This window comes from Spirosoma sp. KUDC1026 (genome assembly GCF_013375035.1).
In the GTDB taxonomy this organism is placed as follows: Bacteria; Bacteroidota; Bacteroidia; order Cytophagales; family Spirosomataceae; genus Spirosoma.
Map to the genome: position 1 here is coordinate 2,612,119 of NZ_CP056032.1, position 24,379 is coordinate 2,636,497.

Consider the following 24,379-nt stretch of genomic DNA (forward strand, 5'->3'; position numbering starts at 1 on the left):
CTGAACTCTGGTGAAGCTGGTAGTTCTGGTAACCAAGCTGAAACGAATCGCAGCTTAATCAGAGTTTTTTGCTTACTTATTACTAATCAGACTGGCCCGGCCGGTCAAAATCAACTTCTCATGTCAGTACCAACTACACCGCTTCGGGTTCTTGTTGTCGGATGCGGAAATATGGGTTCGTCGCACGCCCAGGCTTATCAACTGCTGGATGGATTCGAGATCTGCGGGATTGTATCGACGGGCAAAAGTAAAGACGTGCTCAACGAGCGGCTCGGGGGCGGTTACGCCCTTTTCTCTGACTATACGACAGCCCTGACGGAAACCAAACCCGACGCGGTCTGCATCTCGACTTACCCCGATACGCATGAGGCCTTTGCCATTCAGGCGTTTGAACAGGGTTGTCATGTGTTTATCGAAAAACCCGTGGCCGATACGGTTGAAGGGGCCAAACGGGTAATCGCAGCCGCCAATAAAGCCGGTAAGAAACTGGTTGTTGGCTACATTCTGCGGCATCATCCGTCCTGGGAGAAGTTCGTGGAAGTCGCGCAGACGATGGGCAAACCGCTGGTAATGCGCATGAACCTGAATCAGCAGAGTAACGGCACCATGTGGACCGTTCACCGGAACCTGATGAAAAGCCTGAGTCCGATCGTGGATTGTGGGGTACATTACATCGACGTGATGTGCCAGATGACCCGGTCTAAACCTGTGCAGGTGAACGCCATCGGCGCGCGCATGACCGACGATATTCCGGTTGATAACTACAATTACGGTCAGTTGCAGATTCGTTTCGAGGATGGCTCGGTGGGCTGGTACGAAGCGGGTTGGGGGCCGATGATGAGCGAAACGGCTTTCTTCGTGAAAGACGTTATTGGTCCGAAGGGCTGCGTGTCGATTGTGGCCAAAAATGCGGGTGGCGCCGGCAAATCGGACAACGTCGATTCGCACACCAAAACCGAGTCGTTGCGGGTGCACTACGCCGACCTGGACGCCAACGACCATTTTACGAAAGAAGACACCTGGATCGATATGCAGGACGAGCCCGACCACCAGGAGCTCTGCAATCGGGAGCAGCGGTATTTCCTGAAAGCCATTACGGAAAACATCGACCTGACCGACCACATGCAGGATGCCGTCAACAGTCTGCAGATTGCCTTCGCCTGCGACGAATCAGTACGGACGGGGCAGCCGGTCATGTTGTAAGGGACCGTAACTGAATTAAAGCCAAACAGAAATACTGTTCGGCTTTTTTATGCTACAATAGGGAGTTTTTTACTCCGGCTTTCTTCTATTGAAAAAGCTTTATCTTTTTATACAACCATGTTGACAAAGAAACTCATTGGCATGCTGGCCTGCGGACTGCTGGCTGTAGCCATTACGGCGTTCACCCTTGCTCCCAAACGCGAATTTTACCAGTTAAAAACGTACCATCTGAAAGACAAAAACCAGCGGGAACGGCTGGAAACGTACCTCAGACAGGCGTATCTACCAGCCCTGCACCGGGCGGGCGTTGGTAAAGTTGGCGTATTCTCGCAAGTCGATGTCGACTCACTGGTATTTGTGCTGATTCCGTTCAAGTCGCTGGATCAGTTTTCGGGTATGTCGGAAACGCTGACGAAAGACAAACAGTATGTAGCAGCCGCGCAGGAGTACACCAATACGGACTTCGACAAACCTGTGTACAGCCGTTTCGAATCGGTGCTGATGCAGGCCTTTGCGACCATGCCGACGGTGCGTCCACCAAAAATCCAGGCGGGACCATCGGAACGTATTTATGAATTGCGCGACTACGAAGCAGCTACCGAAAAACTTAGTGAGAACAAGATCCATCAGTTCAACAACGGCGAGCTAGACATCTTCGAGCGGTTGGGTTTCAACACGGTTTTCTGCGGGCAGGTAATTGCCGGCAAGAAAATGCCGGATATCATGTACATGACTGCCTTCGAAAGCAAGGCCGAGCGGGACGCGCACTGGAAGTCCTTCGGCAGTGATCCCGGCTGGAAGGCCCTCAACGCGAAGCCCGAATATGCCCACAATTTCATGCGGGCGGATATCTATCTCCTGCACCCGACAACTTACTCAGAGATTTAACCCGCTTTACGAAGCGTAGTGCTGACCGTCTGACTGATCGCCGTGCTAGGCAGGGCGATCAGTCAGACGGTTTTGTATAATTTAATGGACAGGTGAAATATTATTCTGCTGGACTGGTAATTAGGGGAATAAAAGACCTTCTTTGGGGATAAATAGATTGCTTTTTGAATTATTCTGCTATTCCTCTTATGGCTTGCATGAAAAAGATTACGTTACTAGGGTTGCTCAGCGCCTGCCTGTTTATTCGGCAGGTGCCGATGCAGGCGCAAAGTTTCTCACTGGAGGCCGTCAAGACGTATCCGTTTCCGTCAGATATGACCAGCTCGGCGCAGGGTGCGCGTATTGCCTGGGTATTCAATGAACAGGGAAAACGGAATGTGTACGTTGCCGAAGGACCCGAATTTACGCCCCGCCGACTGACCAGCTACATGCAGGATGATGGTCAGGAAATTAGCAGTCTGTCGATTTCCGACGATGGTAAATGGGTGGTCTACGTGCGCGGTGGCGACCACGGTTCTAACTGGGACGATAACGTAGCCGTCAACGTAAACTCGTCGCCTACGCCCCCCGTCGTTCAGATCTGGAGTGTGCCATTTGCCGGGGGGGAACCCAAAGCAGTGGCCGAGGCCGACGAGCCGGTTATCTCGCCGAAAAGCGATAATGTAGCCTTCGTGAAAGGCGGACAAATCTGGACAGCACCCATCAGCGGCAGCGGACCAGCCAAAGCGTTATTTCAGGCACGGGGCTCGAATGGCTCGATTTCCTGGTCGCCGGACGGCTCGCAGCTGGCCTTTGTCTGCGACCGGGGGGATCATTCCTTTATTGGTGTATATACCAGCGCCGAAACACCCATCCGCTGGCTGGCTCCTTCGTTTTCGAAAGATCGCTCGCCAAAGTGGTCGCCCGATGGGAAGCAGCTGGTATTTGTCCGCACGGCGGGCAGCGGTGGCGCACCCGACTCATTGCTGACGCGCGTCCATACCCCCTGGGCCGTCTGGACGGTCGATGTATCCTCCGGAGCAACCAGGAAACTCTGGACCGCGCCCAAAACGTTACGTGGCTCAACGCCGGCTACAAACGGTGGGTTTAACCTGCACTGGGCGGGCAAAGACCGGATCACGTTTTTGTCCAGCCACGACAATTGGCCGCACTTGTATTCAATTCCCGCAACCGGGGGGACGCCACTTTTGCTGACACCCGGCTCGTTCATGGCGGAGCATATTTCGCTGAGTCACGACGGTAACTGGCTGCTGTTCAGTGCTAATACCGGGCCGGATAAAGATGATCTGAACCGGCGGCATGTCGTGCGTGTGCCCGTCGACAAAGCGGCTATGGAAGTGCTGACACCGGGGGCGGGTCTGGAATGGACACCCGCCATTACCGGCGACGGGGCCACGCTGGCCCTGATCAGTGCCACAAGTCAGCGACCACCGCTGCCTACCGTGATGCCCTTTGGCAAAGGAACGCCTAAGGTGCTGGGGCAAAATCTGATTCCGGCGGAGTTTCCCCAGGGCCAGCTCGTTACACCAAAACCCGTTACGTTTAAATCGCCGGATGGGATGACCATTCACGCGCAACTGTTTGAACCAGCAGGCGGGACCGGGAAGAAACCGGCGATCATATACGTACACGGTGGGCCATCCCGCCAGATGCTGCTGGGCTGGAATTATTCCGATTACTACGCCAACGCCTACGCCATCAATCAACATCTGGTGAGTATGGGTTTTGCCGTCTTATCGGTCAATTACCGGCTGGGGATTGGCTACGGCTATGATTTTCACATGGCACCAGCTGGGGGCGAAGATGGCGCATCCGAATACCAGGACGTAAAAGCCGCAGCGGTCTGGCTGGCGCAGCAACCCCAGATACAGGCTGACCAGATTGGTATTTACGGCGGTTCCTATGGCGGCTACCTGACCGCTATGGCCCTGGCGCGGGACTCCAAACTGTTCGCGGCCGGCGTCGACATTCACGGGGTTCATGACTGGACCGCCCGCCGGGCCAGCGATAAAGCTGCTGGTCGATTTGAGAGAGCGCCGGACCTGGAACTGGCTGGTAAAATAGGCTGGGAGTCATCGCCGGTTTCGTCGGTGAAAGGCTGGACCTCGCCCGTACTGATCATTCATGGCGACGATGATCGGAACGTACAGTTTAATCAAAGCACCGACCTGGTGCAGCGGCTGGAAAAACAGAATGTACCGATGGAAACGCTGGTCATTGTGAACGATACGCACCACTGGATGAAGCACGTTAACTCGCTGACCGTTGGCAATGCCACCGCCAATTTTTTTAAGCGCCGGTTACTAAAGCCTCGCCAGTAAATCAGAAGATGTGGGTAACGCAGGAGAAAAAGTGCATTTTGGTTGTTACGTTACCTGATATATTAGAAACCATTCAATTCTGATTCTGATGTCTTTTTACGCCGATCAGCCCAAGGATACACTGTTTGACGCAGCCCGCCGGGGCGACACGGCTGCACTCCGGGATTTTATTGCGGCCGGGTCGCCGGTCGATGATCAGGACGGCCGCGGATTTACCCCGCTGGTTCTAACCGCTTATGGTGGCCACCTGGATGCTACGCGGGCTTTACTGGAAGCCGGTGCCGATGTTGACGCGCAGGACGTCAGCGACAATACGGCGCTGATGGGTGTATCGTTCAAGGGCTATGCCGACATTGCCTCGCTGTTGATCGAGCATGGGGCCGACCTGAATATACGAAACAGTAATGGCAGCACGGCGCTGATGTTTGCCGTCATGTTCGGCCAAAATAATATGGTGAAACTGCTGGTAGAGGCCGGTGCCGATAAGTTTGTTAAGGACAACCGCGGTATGACGGCCTTTGAGCAGGCTGTTCAGCAGGGTAACGAAGAAGCGATGACGATGCTCTGACGTAGGAAGGAAGAGAAAAGATAGTAGAAGGGAGGTATTAGCGGACTTGACTGACCGCTAATACCTCCCTTCTTGCATTTAGCCCGGAAAGAAGCGAGCGTAAAACGTTGGTAAACCTATCTGACTGGGTGAATCTCACTCCGGGATCAGCCCGTACTGATTGAGCGTATTGCCGGTTTTGCGGCTTTCGTCCAGACGCTGGAGATTGAGGCTGGAACCATCGGGCGTATTAAGAATCGTGAATTCGATAAGACCGCTCGTTTTGGTCGGTTTGGGAACCAGGTTGTCCAGGATCAGACGCTTGTTGTCCGTCGAGACCCGCCAGGTACCGGTCAGCAACCGGCCATCGATGTCCTTTAGCGTAGCCTTGTCAACCTGACTTAAATCCAGGCGGTAGCCCGTATAACCGGGTTTGATATTGTTGCTGGCCCCCAGGGTAAACACCAGCACATCGCCTTCCTTAACCGTGTTGGCTTTCCAGACTTTGCTGAGCTGGCTGGTAATAGGCGTAATGAGTTTGGGCTGGCAGCCGATCAGAATCAGAATCAGCAGGGCATAAAGCTTTTTCATGGCAGTAGAAAACGTTTGGCGAAAACACGGCCGTCGGCCACGATACGAAGAATGTACACACCCGCTGGCCGGGCGCTCAGGTTATACTGCCAGCTGTCTTCGGATTTGATCCGGCGCTGATCGGTTAAAACGGTCTGACCGGATGCCGTCAGTAACTGGAGAGAAGCGTCGGATACGCGCTGCCAGCTGGTGTTAATGATCAGGTTCTGGTTGTGAACGATCAGTGCTGTCTGCGCAATGAATTCATCCTCAATGGCAATGATGACTTCTTCGACCCGTGCCGACGCTACGTTGGAGTAGCCCGAATTACCAGCCGCATTGGTTGCCCGAATCCGGTAATAGTACGTTGTGTATTCCTGCAAGCCTGCGTCGATGTAGCTCGTCTGGGAAGCGGGCCGCTGGCCGATTTCGACAAAGCCGGAGGTTGGGTTGGTCGACCGCTCAATGAGCACCAGATTTGTTGACGCACTTGGCAGCGACCAGTTCAACTGGATCTGATCGTAGTCAAACACCTGCGCTGTCAGGTTGACAGGCATTGCCGGAGGAGCCAGGGGCGTTGTTACGCAGATCACATCTGTATAAGCTGAGTTCCCGGCCGCGTTTTTCGCCCGGACACGATAGCAATAGGCCGTATTATCAGCCAGATTCTGATCCGTGTACGTGGTGGCGTTGGCCGGTACGTCAGCAACTTTAGTGAACGTACCAGTAGCGCTGCTTCCTCGTTCGATATCAAAACCGCTTTCATTGTTCGACAGGTCGGCCCAGGCCAGGGTTACCTGAGTCGGGGAGGTAGTAGTAGCCGTCAGACGCGCCGGAGCGGCTGGTGGTACGTCGGGCGTAGACGTATCCGCTATGTTAGAATAGGCCGATTGGCCCACAGCGTTGACCGCCCTAACGCGATAGTAATACCAGACGTTGGGTGTCAGGCCCGTATTCTGATATGTGGTAGCGTTAGCGGGTAGATCAGCGACCTTTGTCCAGGTCGTGCCATCAGGCGAGCGTTCCAGCTCGAAACCCGTTTCGTTGTCCGATCCGTCTGTCCAGCTTAAGTTGATCTGGCTGTTTGATACCGCTGTCGCCGTCAGGCGGGTTGGCGCGGCTGGCGGTGCATCGGGCGTAGTGGCATCGGCCGCGTTCGAGTAACTTGAATTACCAGCCGCGTTGACGGCCCGGATGCGATAGTAGTAGCGCGTTCGGGGGCTTAGATTCTGATCCGCATACGTTGTTACGTTGGCGGCCACGTCCGCAATTTTGTTCCAGCCATCGGTGCCATTGGCACTACGTTCTATTTGGAACCCGCTTTCGTTCGCTGACAGATCAGCCCAGCTCAGATTGATCTGACTGAATGACGCAGGCGTGGCCGTCAGCCGGGCTGGAGCGGTCGGCGGGGCGTCAGGCGTCACTGCGCTGGCAACGGTTGAGTACGGACCATTACCGCTGGCGTTGACTGCCCGTATACGGTAGTAATAGCGGGTGTTCTGGTTCAGTCCCTGATCAGCGTAGGTTGTTACGTTACCCGCCACGCTGGCGATCTGACTCCAGCCGTCCGTTCCGTTTGGGCTGCGTTCGATCAGGATATTCGTTGCCGTGGCAACCGCGTTCCAGGTTAGGTTAATCTGAGTCGTCGACGTAGCAACGGCGCTGAGGCTCTGTGGTGCCGCTGGTGGCCCGACAGGCGTAGTGGCGTCTGCTACGTTGGAGTAGTCAGAGTTACCAGCTGCGTTAACCGCCCGAATGCGATAGTAATAGCGCGTTTGTGGACTCAGGTTTTGATCGCTGTAGGTTGTGATGTTGGCCGCAAGGTCAGCTACTTTCGAGAAGGTTGTTCCGTCGGTTGAGCGTTCCAATTGAAATCCGGTTTCGTTCGCGGATAGGTCGGCCCAGCTCAAAGTGATCTGGCTGAACGAGGCCGCTGTTGCCGTCAGCCGGGCCGGTGCGGCCGGTGGCGCATCGGGCGTCAGCGCGTTCGTTACGTTGGAGTACGGCCCGGCTGTACCGCTAATGACCGCCCGAATACGGTAGTAATAACGCGTATTCGGTGTCAGGTTTGGATCGCTGTAACTGGTAGCGCTGCCCGCCGGATCGGTAATCTTCGACCAGTTGTCATTGCCGTTCGGACTCCGTTCGAGCTGGTAACTATTGGCCCCTGTCACGCCCGTCCAGGTCAGGTTGATCTGCGTTGTCGATGCGGCCGTAGCGACCAGGTTTTGTGGAGCGCCTACCGGTGGGGCTGGTGTGGTGGCGCACTGCACATCTGTGTAACCACTGGTTCCGGCTGCATTCACCGTCCGGATGCGGTAGCAGTACTGGGTGCTGGCCGTTAAGTTCTGATCGCTGAACATAGTTGTATTAGCCCCTACGTCGGCAATCTTTGAGAACGTACCCGTGACGCTGCTGGCTCGCTCGATCTGGAAACCCGTTTCGTTATCTGATATGTCGGCCCACTGCAGATTAATCTGACTACTTGATACCGCCGTGGCTGTCAATCGGGCGGGAGCGTTGGGAGCGCTGGCGCCAGTAGTGGCGCAGGCAATGCCGGAGTAGTTGTGGCCTTCTTCGGCAATCCGATAGCAATACTCCGTACCGCCACTCAGACCATTGTCCGTGTATTCGCCACCATCCGATGTGGCCGCCCCCACCCGCGACCAGCTACCGGTTTGCCCCATTCGTCGCTCTATGGATAAGCTGATTTCTTTGCCGTACCGATCCCAGGTTAGTTTGATGGAACTGCTGCTGATCGCTGCCGCCTTCAAATTGTTGACGCTCGTTGGAGCGAGGGGGGGCGTTGCGCAGACCGGTGTCGTATAGTTGGATGACCCACCGCTGTTACGCGCCCGAATCCGGTAGCAGTACTGCGTACCCCCTACGGCACTATTATCGGTAAAGGTGGGCGTCCGGCTGTAGGTCACCGTCTGGAGCAGACTGAATGGCCCACCGGATGCCGTACCCCGCTCGATCTGGTAATCCGTTGGCGTCCCCCCTGAGCCATTGTTCCAGGTGAGTTTGATGCTGTTGCTGCTTTCGGCCGTAGCCGCCAGACTAGTTGGTGTCGTGGGTGGTTGGGGTGGGGTAGAAATGGTAAACTCATTGGAGTACGTCGTTGGGGCACCGGTCGCCAGAATCGCCCGGACGCGGTACGTGCCCCCCCCAACGGTATTGTCGGTATAGGTCGTTACGTTACCCACCACTTCACCAATTTTCGTGAACGTAGTGAAATTGTTTCGCTCGATCTCGAACTTGGTTTCTCCCATTGAATTGTCTTTCCAGGTCAGTACTACCTGGTTATAGGCTGGCGCCGTACCGGTCAGACTCGTTGGTGCATTCGACTGGGCCAGCAGTCGGGAGGCCGTTGCCAGAAACAGGCCCAGCAACCAGTAGCGTGTGGATGATTTCATGGCTATTTGACCTCAATTTTAACCCGGTTCGACAGGCCCGACTGGGTACCGTCGGGGTAGATCACGCGCACGGCATACTCATACTGCCCAGCTGGTACACGTGTATCAGCAAACGTTGTTTGGCGGTTTACGGCCTCATAACTCCGCAACCCGTTGGGTGATAGTCCTCGATATACGACAAATCGAACATCCGTGCGGGGGTAAGACCAGGCCAGCGATGTCCGCTTCTGTTGCGAATCAACAGTTACGGTAAGATTGCTAATGGATTTCGGAGAGGCTCGTAAGGTTCGGGTGTTCAGGGGGAATGACCGCTCTGAACGGAGACCGGCTGAATCGACGGCAATGAGAGCATAAGCGTAGTCAACGCCAGGTTTTACGTCCGTGTCTGTAAACGTCGTTTGCTGCTTGGCTGCTTTTTTGAGCTCGGTCCAGCGCGGGGAATCGCCCTCCCGACGTAACAGGATCTGATAGTCTACGTCTTCACTGCTGCTAGGGGTCCAAGCGATTGTAATGGCCGTATCAGCTGCCGTATACGTTCTGATGGCCGGAGCTACCGGCGGAATTCGATCTGGGCGGGTCAAGGCCAGAATGTCTGACGCCACACTCGGATTGCGGTTTTTGTCGTAGGCAATTACCCGGTAGTAGATTTTCCGGGTAAGCGTACGTAACGTCGTCTGATCGTTAAAGACGCTGATGGTCAGGTAATCGGCTGTTTTGGGCGTGAAAACATGCGTTGGATCGTTTGCCCAAACGACCATATAGCCCAGCAAATCGGTTTCTGGATTACGGTCCCAGACCAGGCGCACAAAACCCGTGGAATCGACGTAACCCTGTAGGTTTTTGGGTTTGGACGGGCCATTCGTATCCTTGAACAAACAATAAGCTGGAAGCGATGCTCCCGCATTCCGGGCTGTGTCGACGGGAACAACCACGTAATAGGCGGGTTGCGAGGGGACAGCTGTTGTGTCTGTGAATTCACGCTGGTTGGGGGCTAGCAGTCGGTCGGTGAGGGGTTGAAACGGTCCCTGCGAGTCGGCACTCTTGGCCACTACGTAGCCTGCCAGGTCGCCCGGTGGTTTGGGATACTGCCAGCTCAGCCGAACCCGCCCGCCGGATTGGTGGAGGGCCTGGAGTTTGCTCACGGCGGCTGGGCCAGTTCGGTCAATTCCCTGCGCGGTGACTACGGGCGATGGCTGGCTTAGCTCGCCGAAGGCTGTTAGCCCAATGACCCGGTACTGGGCAGGCCGGTAATTCTGGGCTAGTGAGTCTGTATACTCATAGACCTGAGCAAACTTGCCCGTGGGGGGCTGTAGCCAGGGGCGCTTGTTGAGTCGCCGGAACGTTCGTCCCCCATCCACTGATTTTTCGACGTAGTAGGCCGAAAACTGTGTTTCAGCCAGCGCCCGGTTCCAGGAGATTTTGGCAACCCGATCACCCGCTTCTGTTTTGATTTCAATCATGTCAGAGCGAGGATGCGGGCCATCGTTCGTGATCAGGGTGCGGGCTGTGTCGGAGTACAATACGGTCCGATCGGTGATGGCCGATATAGCATACACGTACCGCTTACCCCGTTGGACGTTTTTGTCAATGTAACCCAGGCCCATACCCGCTGCATGTCGTGGATCTTCGTCGGCAAGCAGGAGTGCCAGCATCAGTCGGAAATTGTTTTGTTGCTGCTGTTGAAGGATACCACTTAAGTTCACATTCTGGTCAAACGGCATAGGTTCGGCTTTTCCCCATAGGAGTTGCGAGCAGACGCCCGCAATGGTATCCCGTCGATTGGCGCGCTGCTTCCATTCCTCCACCGTCCAGGGTTTGACTGTTATATCGATGACCTCATTGGCACCGACTGTTCGGCGGGTCAGCCTGTAGCCTCCCGAACGAACGGCGGCTTTGAACAGTAAGGCCTGCTCGGGAGCCCACCGTACAAGGATCGAATCACCGTAGGAGCGGGCCACTGCGCCGAGGTGGTAACGCTGGGGACCAGTAGACTGATCGTCCGATGGCTGGTTAGCCAGGTTCTGGCGCTGGGTTTTTGCCTGGCCCGTAGCAAGTTGAACCTGGCACATGAGCAGTAAAATTGAAAGGAGAGAACGTATCATTTTGTGGCCGGGATAAAGGTGGATGTCTTACGGACGTTACCCCGGTTCTGGCCGGAGCCCGCTTTGGCGTCGATCATACTCATGTTGTTCTGGAGGATCGCGATGTAGAAGTCGTACGGGTCGAGCGCCAGCCAACTGATCTGGAAGGTTGCCTTACCGGCATACTTCCGCATGGGCTGGTAATCCATCGTGTTGTAGTAGGTCACGAAGGCGTCGTAGAACAGAAAAATTGATGAGAAATCAGCATTCGCTTTCAGCACGTCCATGAATGCCTTCGTTTCATTTTCGCCGTAGCCTAGTGCCGCTACCATCTGCTTTTTGGTTGTCGCTGTTCGAGTGGCAGGATAGGCATCCCAGAACGCTTCGCACCGGTCCATACAAACGGCCATGCGGTTCATCCATTCGTCGAAGATGACCCAGCTTTTGTACGTTACACCATAGGTCATCGGCGTAGCCGACTGCCCCTGCTTAAGGTAATTGCCCAGTGGATCTTTGTTTTCGGGGAATAAACTGTTGCTGACTGGGCTAATATCGAGATCGTTGAGTGGTACTCCGTTGGCCACCAGTGTCATCTGCTCCTTGCTTATCGGCGCGGTACTGGCAAATGCTGTTTTGTTGCTCTGATCCGCATTCCCCAATGCCCCACTAACCTGATTCTTGATCGTTGACTTGCCCGGCGTCTGTACTGGTTTATTCAGGCTGCCCGGTTTCTGCGCCAGTGTTGTACCGCAGGCCAGTCCTCCCGCGACCAGGAGCAGCCAGTAGCATAGCGTTTTCATTTGTGGTTCGCGTTTTTAAGGATGGATTTGATTTTTTTCGACGAGAGCGGAGGCTCCGGAGCTACAAAGTCGGTCCGGTTGTACATGAGCAGATAATCCTTTGCTTCGTAGACCGATTTGAGCGCTTTGCTGTCCGTCCCCATCGGGATCAGGGCGTCAAACATGGAGAACATAAAGTTGCTCACCCAGTCGTTGTAGCTGTTGTCGCGGAAGTTGACCAGTGGCTGAATCATGATCGAGCCATTGGGTACGGGCTGCGGTTCCAGCTCGAACGTATCGAAGGGCTCGGGTGACTGGAAACCAATGCCATAGGCGTTGTCGCGACTGTAGCCATTCCGCATGACGGGATAGACTTTCTGATTCGTTGCCAGCATGGTCACCGCTTTGAGCTTGTCTTCCATCCGGTCAAAACGGCTGGTTTTGAAGTAATAGCTGTAGAGAATCTGCTCGTACTTCTGCGACAAGCTCTCGGGATCATCCGGCTGTTTGTAACTGATGCTGAACTGCTTCAAATCAGACAATCGTTCGTTGTATTTGACCGAGCGGGTTCCCGTTGCCGTTAGCTGTTTCAGGTATTCTTCCTCCGTCAGCGTAACGACCTTCTGGTTGATAGACAGTGCGAAGTTCCCGAGGCCGGCGCCCGGCGTTGCGACGCCGACCGGCTGTACGCTGGTTTGTGCATTCACCATCGGCCCACTAGCCGATGAGGACGTAGCTGTACCAACCGATTGATTCGGACCGACCGATAAGCTGTTTAAAAACTTGTTCTTGCTGAGCGAACTGGCCGAAACCGCTTTCTGCTTCAGGGATTTGGCGAGGGCTTCCTGCTCCTCGATATAGGCCTGGGTCGGTACCCGGACCAGATCGAGGGCATAGAGCGTGTTGGCCTGTAGGCCCAGTGGCAAGTTGTACTGAGCGCGGTTGTTGTCTTTGAATGTCGCATCGGCATACAGCGCCCCGCCAGCTTTGGTCGGATTGATGGCGCCATTCTGGTAAGGTGTCATGCGTACCTGAAGCGAGAAATATTTGTCGCTGGCCAGGTTATCCATGCAGCACATCTTAGCCGACAGCATGACCACTCCGAAACTGCTCCCATCTTTACGCGTAAAATACCGTTGCCCTTCGAAGGGGTAGGAGAACAGTACAGTAGCGCTCACGCCCCCCTCGCGGGTGAGGCCAGTCAGACAGGCACCCGTTTTGAAAGAGGCCGTAACAGATTGCTCGACGGGTGATTTTTTATAGCGGTACGGGTGCCAGCCTGACTTATAATCAGGGTCGTTATCATCCGGCGTGTATTCGTGCCAGACTTCAACCCCTAGATTTAAGTCGTACTGCGAGAGGGGTGCCATCGCCCACGTCCGGTAGAACGTAGCGGTATAGGTTTCGCCTTCTTCTTCGGAGCCTTCCTGGCCGTACTTAATCTTACCCGTCGGATCGCTGACGCACTGCTCATAGCCGCCCGGGCCGCTTTTTCGCGCCAATCCGGTTTCGAACGATTCACCTTTCTTAAAGTGAATGTTGAAGCGACGATGCAGCGTTTTTCCTTCCGGTGTGACGGCGTCGACGATCATCTCCGAGTTGACCGGGTAATTAAACTCGGCGTACAAGGGGGTGAGCGTTGAAACCTGATCGTTGGCAGACGTACTGGGCGCAATGCGGGAGATAAGAGGCTGGTCGGCGAACGGATTAGGGGGCGTGTAGGCCGGTTTGCACTGACCGTCCTTATTGTACCAGAAATCCATGTTCATTTTGCCCTTGACAGCACCACTCAGGACGCTGTAGCGCAGGAACACGTTACCGTGAAACCAGATTGGGTTAACCAGCCCCCCCTGTAACAAGGCTCCGGCTTCCAGTTCAACTGCCGTAATCCGGCCGGAGTACACCCATAAGTCAACGTCGATACCAAGCGCGAAGTAGAGATAGGCGTAGAGCTGCCCGGTGGCGTACCAGCCATTGATGCCCGGTAGGGTACCGCCACAGGCCTGATCGGTATTGTACAGCGCCAGGTCGTACCCCATGTCACCCGTAAAATTCAGGAAGAATGGTCCGACCTTGTATTCATGACCAACGTGGTAACCAGCACCAAACGCCAGCAGGGGCGTTTTACTGGCAATCAGAGGAGTAATGTCCTGCGATTTATAATGCAGGTCGTTTTTAGTCTTGGCTGACAGCTTGTAGGGGTCAGGGGGGATGTTGCCCAGATTGCCGGGGATATCATTGCCCGTCAGCAGGTAGGATCCGAACGTAAAGAGCGGATCAGTACTGGCAACATAGATGTTCAGATTCAATCGGTCGTTGGGGACGCCCAGACTGAAAAACCATTTTCCCTCGCTGGGCTTAATTCGTAGACCAACCTCGCGGGCTACAGCCTCGACCTTGAAGCCTTCGACGCCATAACTGGCCGTCAGACTGCCTTTCGTATCGAATACGTCCTGAGCAATGTCGTAGGCAATATCGACGGTTCCCTTAGCCAGGGCGCTTCCGTAGTTAGGCGGATCACTGGCCAACAGGTAGGCGTCGCCGTGAATACCGACAAACGACGGGGCCATGTTATTACTGAAGGCCATCGTTAGCCCGGCATCCACATTCAGTAGATTAGATCCGGTGGTGCCCAGGATAACCTTTGCCTCTAGTGCAAACTTCGTACCGCTGCTGGGCTCATAATCGATCTGCCCCTGTTTGTCGGTAACCTGGGTCATCCGGCTGAACGCCCCACCGCCGAAGCCCTTGAACGCTACCGGCGTCGTTCCGATGGGAATGCCCCCCGCCGGTAGGATGGCCGTTCCGCCGACGTACCAGTAGCGATAACCGTCGTTGCCCATCGTTTTGCCGAATTTGGCTTTGACGGCCAGTCCACCCACGAAACCCAGACCCAGCGTCGCTTTTCCGCTGAATCCGTTGCCGTATTTCGCGTCATCATGGTAAAAATCCAGATCGACCTTTGCCGTTAGTGGGCCAATGTGACCGTCGCCGGTAACCTTATCCACGTACGTATCGACGTATTTCCAATCGGGTCGTCCGCCAGTCAGGCCCGCCGAGAAACGCAAGCGGGTCGTTGCTGTTGCCGTCAGGCTGGCCGCTTCGGCCAGTTCCAGCCCCCCGGTAAAGCTAAAGTCGAACTGACCGAGCGGGGCCGGTGCCAACGCTTTTTTCAGGTTCACATCCGTCAGCGTAAACGGCATACCCGCCAGATCTTTTTGGGGAGAGGCAAACGAAGTAGTGAAGCCCTCAAGTTTGATGTACGGATCTTCGGAGGTGAGTGTTAGGCCCTTAAACGTCATGCCGGGGGAAATGAACGTCCCGGTATTGATGCTTATCTTGCCATCCAGCACCGCTTCGGCCACGAACTTCCCGGACTTGTTGCCCACGGAGATGTACGTAAGGTCTTTGTTTAGCGCGAGCGTTGCTCGCCATACCTCCACGGCAGCATCCTGCTTGGGTGAAATCAGAAACTGGTAGGCCATGTCGCCCCCTTTTTCGTCTTTCTTCAGCGTACAGGTCCAGGGCCAGACCGCGCTTTCGTCCATCTTATCTTTGTACTTGAAAATGGGTAGAACAACCTGACCGTTCATGTGCGAACTCTGAAAATCGCTCTTCAGAAAATCGATGGCCACCGTATCAATTGACGCGTACCAACTGGCCAGGTTCCCGTCACCCAGCCCAAGCGGATGCACCAGATAGGCCTTACCGGTCAGGCCGTTATCGTCGTAAATCAGATCCTGTACCCCGCCGGTCAGCGTTGTGCCGCTCTGAGAGAGTTTCGAGAAGAAACCGCCCAGTTTGACCTGTATTTCGGGGAAGAACAGCCCTTTCCACAGGTTCTCTTCACCCGGCTGATATCCATCGTAATTCACCGGGAGTTTGCCGGGCGTCGCCGTTTCGGAATGGTCGTAGAGCGCCGGTTTGCCGGGCTGCATCGCGAACGTAATGTCTTTAAGCCCCTGTACGTAAAATTCCGGGAAGAACACTTGGGCGGTCCAGTCGGTGAAATCGGCACCGGTCATGCCAAAGTTCAGGCTTATTGCGAGCTGACTGTTAGTCGCAACATCAAGCAGCTTGGGTGGTTTCAGGGCGGCATGCACCCGCATCTGCCGGTAGCCGTTCTGATCGAACAAAGCGTACGTAATCTGCGTCGTGTCGGGGAGCGTAAAAGGCCCGGCGGGCGGGGCTGCGTCCAGGCCCTTTAGCGACAGATAATTGGTTAGCTTCATCTCGCTGGCCAGATACAGAATACCATCGCCACAGGGTTTGTCGGGCGACAGGCACAGGTTATATCCACTGAGCGGAATGCCGTTGAACCCACCGGGCTCGCCGGGGGCTTTTATCCAGGTATTGGCGTTGAAATAAGCGTTTTCGGGGGTAAACGTTACGTCAGTAATCGAAATGACCGTCTGCACGGGACCAATGGTTTTATCGATGCCGAAGGGCACGCCAAAACCCACGCTGTTCGCCGAATTTTTGAGCGCCGACACCAGTTGATCCTGCTGCGTTGAGAAAAACTCGCTGAATTTGCTAATCTGATCGCTCGTTAACGTGGGTGGGGAGTAATTGGGCTTATCGTAGCCGGGCATGAGTGAAGCCGCACCCGGCGAATCGCTCAGCCGTGCCCGAACAATACCGCTGATAACCTGCCCGCTGGCATTGCACTGTACGTCGTACAGACGCACGCGTAACTTAGCCAGGGAGCTATTGACAATGGGAATCGGAATCATACCGTCGCCGTTCAGCATCCCGCCCTCCGATTCCTTGACGTTGTCGAGCAGGCTAAGCTGGAAACCCGCAATGGTGGCTGTCTTGCTCGCTAATACCTTGGTGTTGTCTACTGGCTGGTTTTCCGGTACGTCGACCATGCAGGAGCATTTAACGCCAAGCGTCTGTTTGTAGGGTGTGTATTTGGTGGCAATCGCCGTGGCCCCCGCTGGTGGCGTATCCTGACCAGGAATCAGGCCGGGAACGGGGAGTAGCTTAATGGGTGTCTGCACCAGTTCCAAGCCCGGTGTTTTGGCCAGGGGCGGCAGACCAGCGCCGTACGTAAAGACGCAGACGGGGGCTTTGCCATCGTTCATGAAATTGATTCGACGCGAGCGGTCGATGGCCTGCACCCGCCAGGCGTATCGTTTACCCAACTGGAGCGGTGGTTGGGTAGGACCATACAGAAAGGTACTGGTCCGTAGTCCGCGTACCTCAACGCCTGATTTCGGCAGGGCTATGGCATCGATAAATACGTTCGGGTCTACGTCGGCCTGGGGTAACTCAACGATACGTAACGTATAATCAACCTGCGCGGGCGAGACACCGGCCGGTGGGGTCCAGGTAAACACGACGGCCTGGGGCGTGGTGGCTGAGACTTCGGCGTCGCAGAGGGGCGAAATCAGGATGGGTGGCTCAACCGAGCGAACTACGATCGGAGCCGAGCAGCCCAGCGGAAACTCGGGCGACAGGGCCTGCCCGAACGTAACACCCGTAGTATTCGCTGCCGTTTCGTTGTAGGCCCGCACGCAGAGTTGATACGTACCGTCGGGCAGGGGAAATCCCCGTGCCAGCAGGTTTTTGTCAATACCGACGACCTCGATCTGATTCAGATCAAACAGCCCCTCGATATCATTGCGGGTAAGTAGCGTCTGGCCGGGAGGGACGGTCAGCGGGCGGGGGGGACGGTAGTTCGGTGAGGTGCGAATCTCGATACCGTTATCGCCGGTGAGTTGCCCCGATAGCCGTACCTGATACGTCTGGCGGCTGGTGTTGATGAGAAAGACGCGCACTTGCTGCCCCGTACCGGGATAATCCTGGAGGTAGGCACTGTAGGGCGGCATGACGCTAACCTGAATTTGCAAGGGAAAAGTCTGCGCCCAACTGCCTGCTGTTACCAGAAGCAACAGCAGAAATAAGCCACTACGGATCAGCCAGAATGAATGGGTGTGGTTAGAACGAGATGCCATAGCCGAGAGTACCTCTGAGTTCGTTGAAAGATTGGGTCTGAATACCCGTATTCGAGTTCAGGTAATTAGCCGATAGCGTAAGCGTCTGCCGCTTGGCAAGCTGGTAGCCGCCGTTGAACGATACTGTCAGGACCTGCCCCGTTACGCCCGACTGCTGGTTGACAAGGTAACTGGCGTTGAACGAGGTAGTCAGTTTTTTGTCGAAGAAGGACTGGGTTGCTCCCAGCGTTGGGCCGAAGAACCGTACCGCCCGGCTGCTATCACCAACGACAATGGGTAGCTGCGTCTGGGTGTACGACAGCATACCGTTGATACCCCAGCCCGTTTCGGTCTGCTGGTAGAAATAACCGAGGTTGAGGTTCGTATTGGTATTCTCGGTCTGGTTGGCGGTCTTGGTGTTCAGATCGCTGAGTTGCTGGTAGGTCGTGGTCAGCGTGAAAACCTGGAGGATAGCATCTTTCTGTAGCGTGTACCGACCGTTGATTGTTGCCGACAGGTTATTCTGCGACAGCCGTAACGTATCAATCACCGGCCGCAGCCCAGCCTGCTGACTAATGCCGTAATTCGATAGCTGTACATCAAGACCAAAGGCTGTGGCCGGATTATACGACACGACCAGTGAGCCGATAGAGCGCCCCGTCCGGGCGTTTTTGTTGCCCGCCAGGTTGTCGAACTGGTAGCCATAACTGCCCGACAGCCGGAGTTTCCCTTCAAGCAGGGTCAGGTTGGGCGCAATGGCGTAACTCTCAATGTCCGACTGGAAATAGTAGGCCCCCATCGTTTGAAAATTGGGGTCAATGCGTTTGTACTGGAGTTTGATGCCTGCGTTCTGGCCCCGGTAGCCAATGGCGGCCTGTGTAGCCTGAGTGAGTTGAGTCGACAGGCGGGGCGTAAAGAATTTGCCAAACAGCCGGACAACCGGATTGCTGCCCTCCGCCGATACCAGCGTACTGCGTATGTCGCGAGTGAAGGCGCTCACAGCCGCGTCCAGTTCGACCGTGATACGCTTGATCAGCAGTAGGCGGCTCGTAAGCCCAACGACCAGGTTTTCGGCCGGGACGACGGTTTGTGTAACGGATTGAGGCACTGATGCGATAGACGACGAATCGTCGCGGGCGCGGAGCATGATCAGGTCGACGTAATTACCCGGTTTACCGTAGCCTACTTTCAGGGCGTAACCCGTGCGCTGGTAAGCCGGAATAATGTCGGGTTCGGCGAGATTACTCGAGATGGCTTTGTTAAATCGACCGTACACGGCACCCAGTCGTAGATTACCGGGATTGAGCTCAATGCCCCCGCCCAAAAACGTATGCCCGGCCAGCGTGAAAGGCGAGAAGCTAACGTTCCGGTACCCCGCATGAACCGTAGCCCATTTGTACGTAGGGGACACGCCGAACTGGTTGAAGGGTTGTCGAAAACTACTGCCCTGATTGCCGAGTACTGCCGAGAAGGGAAGCGAGATACCACCAGGTAATGCCACCGTAACCGAACCGCTCAGGCCAAAGGGCGAAGTCTGATTCCGGGCGGCAATACCACTGGCCCTATAAGCACCCGCGTAGGCGTTTAGTCCGCCTGATACCTTGACAGGGGAAGGCTTTTTGGGGAGATTGTCCTGCGCCTGTACCGGGGAGGTCCATGCCAGGCAAAGCCATGCCGGAAAAAGCAACCAAAACCCGAAAAGGAGAAGCCGTAACTGTGTTTTCATACCTGGACCCGCGTTTGGCACTAGCCTCGAAGAACTTGTGTCAAAACTACTGGCGGACCCAGCGTCAATCAATCGGATAAATGTATGATCGGGAAACTACGGCTGGTTGTATTCTGCAGATATAGTTCTGGTAATCAGTACATTATGTTAAAGAGTATTATGGTATTTCTGACCGGTTAATACGTAGAAGTACCTGATTGGTGAATACTGGAAACCTACATCTGGAATAAGTGAAGGTATAGATGATTGCCGGTAATGTACCCGAACACGCACCAGGCTTGATCAAGAATAATTCGATTAAAATACAAAAACTTTAAGCTGGCTATTTGACTGTTGTTTAGCTTAATGACTCCAGATAAACCTTCACGGAGCTTATGCCCAAATTCCTTTGTCAAACGTTCTGCTTATTTCTGTTTTTGCATTATAGCACTTGCGCTAAAGCCTCCACATTGATTTTTTTTGGCAGTATTGATGGGAAATTCTATGCTCTCAATGCTGAAACGGGGAAAAAAAGATGGGAATTTTCGGCAGGATCATCCATCAATGCCAGTCCTATTGTCGATGATGACAAGGTGTACTTCGGCAGCTACAACGGGAAGCTATATGCCCTACATACGAAGTCCGGTAAACTGAAATGGGTATTCACCGCTGCTGAAAGTATTCAATCATCTCCTGCCCTTGTCAAAGGAATTCTGTACGTCGGTTGCACAGATGGCCATTTTTATGCTTTGGATGCTGAAACAGGCGTCCAGAAATGGGTCGTGCAGCTTGAAGGCGCTGTACGGTCGACGCCAACCATTGCGAACCAACGGATTTATGTCAGTTCTGGATACGGTTCTCTATATGCCCTGGATGCACTAACGGGCGTTCAACGTTGGGTGTACGAAAATCAGGGCGGATTTACCTCCTGTCAGGTAAGTGGTGGGCAGGTTTACGTCGGGAACACAGATTATTCTGTTTATGCTCTGGATGCGTTAACCGGAGAACAAAAATGGGAATTCAAAACCAAGGGAGCCGTCGTGTCGAGTCCCTTCGTAAAAGACGGTGTCTTATTTGTAGGAAGCTATGATCACAAACTTTACGCGCTGAACGCTAAAACCGGCACCCAACGCTGGGCCGTTGAGTTTGGCCAGACCGTTGGCTCTAGTCCTGTAGCAGCTGATAAACTGGTTTATGTCGGCAGTTTTGATGGTCATCTCTATGCCGTAGACGAGCAGTCGGGGCAGATAAAATGGGCATTCAGATCTAGGGGTAGTATTTCTGCCGGAAGCCCTGTTGTAGCAAACGGGCTTATTTACATTGGCAGCAACGACAACTATCTGTACGCTGTAGATGCCTTGACCGGAACTAAAAAGTGGGAGTTCAAGACTGGCGGATTCGTCATAGGTAGTCCGGTAGTCGTTAAAAAAGGAATTGTTCTGGGCGATTATTCAACCATAAGTGGAGTTAAGCAATAAGATCAATCCCCCAACGCGAACGTTACGTACTGATTCCCTTTTTTTGTGCCCAGCTTGGTGCCCCCGCAGGCCACGACGACGTACTGTTTACCATTAACCTGGTACGTACTGGGTGTAGCAAAGCCAGCGGCTGGTAATTCCACTTCCCAGAGAAGCTTCCCGGTTTTCTTAGCGTAGGCGCGGAACATACCGTCCTTGGTAGCGGCAATGAACAGCAGCCCGCTGGCGGTGATAACCGGACCTCCGTAGTTTTCGCTCCCCGTAGTGGGTACGCCTTTCTCTTTCAGTGACTTCTCCTCGCCAAACGGGATCTTCCAGACGTATTCGCCCGTGTTCAGATTGATGGCGTTGAGCGTTCCCCACGGGGGCGAAATGGCAGGTAGCCCCTTGCTATCCAGAAACTTGTTGTAGCCCGTGTTGCGATACGGTACGTATGGTTGTTTACTGCCTGCCGATGCACTCACTTCTTTTTTCTCATCACCAAATAAAAAAGCAACCAGCGCCTGCTTTTCATCGGCGGTAAGGGTAGTAAAGCCCGGCATCATACCTTTGCCGCTGCTGATTATCTGCGTAACAAAGGCCCGGTCGCGCCGGGCTTCGATGTTCACCAGTGAAGGGTAGCCGCTTTTGACGTTGCCTTTCCGGTTGGCACCGTGGCAGGGTGTACAGTTAAGGGTATAGAGTTTTTCGCCCGTTGTCAGGTGAGCCAGCTCGTCCTGTTTGGGCGTATCGACCATTGTTAATACCCACGCCATTTCATTACTGTTGACGTACAAAATTCCATCCGGGTCGGCTGCGGCCCCGCCCCACTCGGCCCCGCCGTCGAATCCGGGAAAGATGAGCGTACCGGCTTTGCTGGGTGGCGCAAACCGCTGCCGATGCTGCTGCCGGAAGCGGGCGATGAGCGTATCCCGATTGTCGGCATAGGGACTGATGTCGTTTTCCGTCAGCGTATTGGCCTGCCGGGCGAAGGGCAGCGGTTTGGTCGGAATAGGCTGGGTTGGCCAGGGTTTTTCGCTGCCCAGACCGGCCGTTGGAACGGGTACTTCATTGATGGGAAACAAAGGCTTTCCCGTAACGCGGTCGAAGACGAAAACGTAGCCGTGTTTGGTCACCTGTGCTACGGCGTCAATCGATTTGCCGTTCTGTTTGATCGTCACCAGATTCGGTGGAGCCGGTAGGTCACGGTCCCAGATGTCGTGATGAATGAACTGGTAATGCCAGAGTCGCTTGCCCGTCCGGGCGTCCAGCGCCAGCAGACAGTTGGCGTAAAGGTTCTGACCGGGTCGGTTACCACCCCAGAAATCAAACGCGGCTGAGCCGGTAGGAACGTAAAGAATGCCCCGGTTTCGGTCGACGGACATACCTGCCCAGTTGTTGGCGCCCCCGACGTATTTATTCTGGTAAGCATCTTTCGGCCAGGTAGTATAACCTAGTTCGCCGGGGTGAGGGATGGTGTGAAAGGACCAGACCAGTTTTCCCGTCCGGACATCGAACGCACGCAGATCGCCCGGTGCGGCATCGGCTCCTTCCGACAGGCGTACCGGCATGACAATCAGGTTCTCGAAGATGGTACCGGGTGTGTTGGAGATAACGAATTTATCCTTTGCGGCTTCGGGAAGCCCGGTGTGCAGGTCGATCCGGCCGTTGTTGCCGAAGGAGGAAATCGGCAGGCCGGTTTTGGCGTCCAGCGCGTAGAGATACGAGCCGATTGTGTGCAGAATTCGTTTGTCGCTACCGTTGCTCCAGTACACTACGCCCCGGCTGGTACTCATCGAACTTTTCTGGCTATCGCCGAATCGCCAGATCTCTTTCCCCGTAGCGGCATCGAGCGCAAACGCCCGCACCGCCGACGTAACGCCGTACAGAATCCCATCAACAACAATTGGATTGACCTGCATCTGTCCCGTATCGGGGGCGGCATACGACCAGGCAACCTGAAGCTTCTGAACGTTATCGGGCGTGATCTGCGTGAGTGTGGAGTAGTGGTTACGGTCGCCCCCGCCCAGGTACTCCGGCCACTCATCGGAAGTGACTATAGGGGTATCGACGCTGATTAACTGACTGGCGGAAAGAAGAACGACTGCCCCGAAAAGAGCAACAAGAGAAATACGTTTCATCAAAAGACAAAGGCGGATCCAGCCAAAAGATACGCATACGGATGAGATAATATTCGACCTAGCGTCTGGCCTGGTTATGGGCCTGGGTCATTACCGAGCAGAAGGGAACTGGCCGCACTGCTCGTCCAGCCAGCGTACCGCGAAGTCAACCAGGCCGGCAGCCGGGAAAATAGCTGACGGCGCATGACCGATGAGTCCTTGCTGTCCTTGCCCCGTTGCCAGAAAGTCGTTGGCAATTGCTCCAAAATAGTCGTCGTCCAGTCCATCGACGACCGGATCGGCCGTGTCGAATTCTTCAATCATTCGCCAGACAACCTGACCGTTCAGGAGTAGCGGTACTTCCATTCGGCGAACGTGTTTTCCCGGAATCTGTGCCAGGTGCTCAGCATGGTGCAGTAGACTGATCGTATCCAATGGGGCACCGATCATCAGAACTTTGCCTGATGTGGCAACGAATTTCGCAAACGGGGAGCCAGGCCCGTACCCGTAATCAAGCGGATGATCGGCTGTAAACCACGCAGCCTTACCACCTATAGCGGCAACAGATGCACCCGGATTATGGCTTCGTTCGGCACCGGGCGTTGTTCGAACACTTTCAGCAAACGCTCCATGGTCGCGGCTGGCTCGGGAGCGGGCCGGATCAAAAGGCGGAATGGCAGGTTTCAGAAAGTTGGGAAGCCCTCCCTGTTCGTCAAGTGCGTCTTCGTACTGCTGCTCCCAGTTGACGTAACAGAGTAATGTTCCGTCGGGGCCAAGACTATCAAGCAGGGCATCGATCAGCGTATCAGGACCATTGACAAGCGGGCCTACTGATCGCATCCCGGCATGCACCATGACGGCGTCGCCCGTTCGGACACCCAATGCGTTTAACTGCTCTGCCAGCAGTTGCCGGGTCCAGTAATACGTGTCGCCAAGCAGGATCATCTACGCTTTGGTTAAGATGCGTCAGACATCGCTTATTCCTTTTTATCTACGGTCGGCCGGAGATTAATGGCAAGCCGAATGAATGTTGCGCCAACCATCAATGATATATAATGCGTTGCTGCAGCGTCAAATAAGAAGGGATTCCAGGGGGCAATAAAGAGCGCCAGAAAAAACATACCTGCGGCCGTAAGCCGCGATTCGTGCCAGTGAGCGTAAGCCGAATAGAGAGCAAGACCCATCGCCAGACTTTTGGTCAGTAAAAAGCACACTTCAGGCAGGGCAAGTGCATTGAGGGGCGTCAATGCTACTAATCCCGCTGTGATAAAGAGCAAAACTTGGTACGTTTTCATAGACGATTGCTTTCTAGGACAGGATTGCAGGATTTTATTTGACAAGTAATCTAAAAAA

At 54.7% G+C, this 24,379-nt stretch carries 14 protein-coding genes; 5 read left to right on the forward strand and 9 right to left on the reverse strand.

The features are described from left to right. The first annotated feature begins 120 nt into the window (after nt 1-120). From HU175_RS11005 to HU175_RS11020, 4 genes are all read left to right on the forward strand, one after another. A complete protein-coding gene (locus tag HU175_RS11005; protein ID WP_176566643.1) occupies nt 121-1,203 on the forward strand; it encodes a Gfo/Idh/MocA family protein in 1,083 nt (360 codons plus the stop codon). A gap of 117 nt (nt 1,204-1,320) precedes the next feature. After that, on the forward strand, nt 1,321-2,091 hold the full coding sequence (locus HU175_RS11010; RefSeq protein ID WP_176566644.1) for an NIPSNAP family protein: 771 nt from the start codon (nt 1,321-1,323) through the stop codon (nt 2,089-2,091). A 197-nt stretch (nt 2,092-2,288) separates the two neighbouring features. Further along, complete coding sequence (locus HU175_RS11015; RefSeq protein WP_176566645.1) at nt 2,289-4,412, forward strand: S9 family peptidase; 2,124 nt, start codon at nt 2,289-2,291, stop codon at nt 4,410-4,412. Between the two features lie 88 nt (nt 4,413-4,500). Further along, on the forward strand, nt 4,501-4,980 hold the full coding sequence (locus HU175_RS11020) for an ankyrin repeat domain-containing protein (protein WP_176566646.1): 480 nt from the start codon (nt 4,501-4,503) through the stop codon (nt 4,978-4,980). Between the two features lie 135 nt (nt 4,981-5,115). Here HU175_RS11020 and HU175_RS11025 read toward each other — a convergent pair whose 3' ends face one another. The 6 genes from HU175_RS11025 to HU175_RS11050 are packed head-to-tail and all read right to left on the reverse strand — an operon-like array spanning nt 5,116 to nt 19,470. Further along, entirely contained in the window at nt 5,116-5,550 is a 435-nt protein-coding gene (locus tag HU175_RS11025) for a hypothetical protein (RefSeq protein ID WP_176566647.1), read from the reverse strand. Continuing rightward, complete coding sequence (locus tag HU175_RS11030) at nt 5,547-8,945, reverse strand: fibronectin type III domain-containing protein (protein ID WP_176566648.1); 3,399 nt, start codon at nt 8,943-8,945, stop codon at nt 5,547-5,549. Before HU175_RS11030 ends, HU175_RS11025 begins: the two co-directional genes overlap by 4 nt. A 2-nt stretch (nt 8,946-8,947) precedes the next feature. Continuing rightward, nucleotides 8,948-11,014, reverse strand: coding sequence for a fibronectin type III domain-containing protein (locus HU175_RS11035; protein ID WP_176566649.1), 2,067 nt, complete (start codon nt 11,012-11,014; stop codon nt 8,948-8,950). A gap of 29 nt (nt 11,015-11,043) precedes the next feature. Then, nucleotides 11,044-11,826 (reverse strand): hypothetical protein, encoded by a 783-nt coding sequence (locus HU175_RS11040; protein ID WP_176566650.1) that lies wholly within the window; start codon nt 11,824-11,826, stop codon nt 11,044-11,046. Beyond that, nucleotides 11,823-17,765 carry a hypothetical protein gene (locus HU175_RS11045; RefSeq protein ID WP_176566651.1) on the reverse strand — a complete coding sequence of 1,981 codons (5,943 nt, stop codon included), beginning with the start codon at nt 17,763-17,765 and terminating at the stop codon, nt 11,823-11,825. Before HU175_RS11045 ends, HU175_RS11040 begins: the two co-directional genes overlap by 4 nt. Continuing rightward, nucleotides 17,749-19,470, reverse strand: coding sequence for a hypothetical protein (locus HU175_RS11050; protein WP_176566652.1), 1,722 nt, complete (start codon nt 19,468-19,470; stop codon nt 17,749-17,751). The genes HU175_RS11045 and HU175_RS11050 overlap by 17 nt, the downstream gene beginning before the upstream one ends. Before the next feature lie 374 nt (nt 19,471-19,844). Between HU175_RS11050 and HU175_RS11055 the strand changes: the two genes are divergently transcribed. Next, entirely contained in the window at nt 19,845-20,927 is a 1,083-nt protein-coding gene (locus HU175_RS11055; RefSeq protein WP_176566653.1) for a PQQ-binding-like beta-propeller repeat protein, read from the forward strand. Nucleotides 20,928-20,929: 2 nt separating this feature from the next. On the opposite strand, the gene HU175_RS11060 is transcribed toward HU175_RS11055, so the two are convergent. The 3 genes from HU175_RS11060 to HU175_RS11070 all read right to left on the reverse strand — a co-directional run bounded on the left by HU175_RS11060 (nt 20,930) and on the right by HU175_RS11070 (nt 24,321). Continuing rightward, a complete protein-coding gene (locus HU175_RS11060) occupies nt 20,930-23,047 on the reverse strand; it encodes a PQQ-binding-like beta-propeller repeat protein (RefSeq protein WP_176566654.1) in 2,118 nt (705 codons plus the stop codon). 90 nt (nt 23,048-23,137) lie between these two features. Continuing rightward, nucleotides 23,138-23,971 (reverse strand): aminoglycoside 3-N-acetyltransferase, encoded by an 834-nt coding sequence (gene aac(3), locus HU175_RS11065; protein ID WP_176566655.1) that lies wholly within the window; start codon nt 23,969-23,971, stop codon nt 23,138-23,140. A gap of 32 nt (nt 23,972-24,003) precedes the next feature. Continuing rightward, nucleotides 24,004-24,321 (reverse strand): hypothetical protein, encoded by a 318-nt coding sequence (locus tag HU175_RS11070; RefSeq protein ID WP_176566656.1) that lies wholly within the window; start codon nt 24,319-24,321, stop codon nt 24,004-24,006. Between the last annotated feature and the right edge of the window lie 58 nt (nt 24,322-24,379).

Bases quoted from the DNA above. Each gene is read 5' to 3' on its own strand.
- HU175_RS11040 (WP_176566650.1), bottom strand. From the start codon at position 11,826: ATGAAAACGCTATGCTACTGGCTGCTCCTGGTCGCGGGAGGACTGGCC.
- HU175_RS11010 (WP_176566644.1), top strand. From the start codon at position 1,321: ATGTTGACAAAGAAACTCATTGGCATGCTGGCCTGCGGACTGCTGGCT.
- HU175_RS11070 (WP_176566656.1), bottom strand. From the start codon at position 24,321: ATGAAAACGTACCAAGTTTTGCTCTTTATCACAGCGGGATTAGTAGCA.
- HU175_RS11025 (WP_176566647.1), bottom strand. From the start codon at position 5,550: ATGAAAAAGCTTTATGCCCTGCTGATTCTGATTCTGATCGGCTGCCAG.
- HU175_RS11045 (WP_176566651.1), bottom strand. From the start codon at position 17,765: ATGGCATCTCGTTCTAACCACACCCATTCATTCTGGCTGATCCGTAGT.
- HU175_RS11015 (WP_176566645.1), top strand. From the start codon at position 2,289: ATGAAAAAGATTACGTTACTAGGGTTGCTCAGCGCCTGCCTGTTTATT.
- HU175_RS11060 (WP_176566654.1), bottom strand. From the start codon at position 23,047: ATGAAACGTATTTCTCTTGTTGCTCTTTTCGGGGCAGTCGTTCTTCTT.
- HU175_RS11035 (WP_176566649.1), bottom strand. From the start codon at position 11,014: ATGTGCCAGGTTCAACTTGCTACGGGCCAGGCAAAAACCCAGCGCCAG.
- HU175_RS11050 (WP_176566652.1), bottom strand. From the start codon at position 19,470: ATGAAAACACAGTTACGGCTTCTCCTTTTCGGGTTTTGGTTGCTTTTT.
- HU175_RS11055 (WP_176566653.1), top strand. From the start codon at position 19,845: ATGCCCAAATTCCTTTGTCAAACGTTCTGCTTATTTCTGTTTTTGCAT.
- HU175_RS11005 (WP_176566643.1), top strand. From the start codon at position 121: ATGTCAGTACCAACTACACCGCTTCGGGTTCTTGTTGTCGGATGCGGA.
- HU175_RS11020 (WP_176566646.1), top strand. From the start codon at position 4,501: ATGTCTTTTTACGCCGATCAGCCCAAGGATACACTGTTTGACGCAGCC.
- HU175_RS11030 (WP_176566648.1), bottom strand. From the start codon at position 8,945: ATGAAATCATCCACACGCTACTGGTTGCTGGGCCTGTTTCTGGCAACG.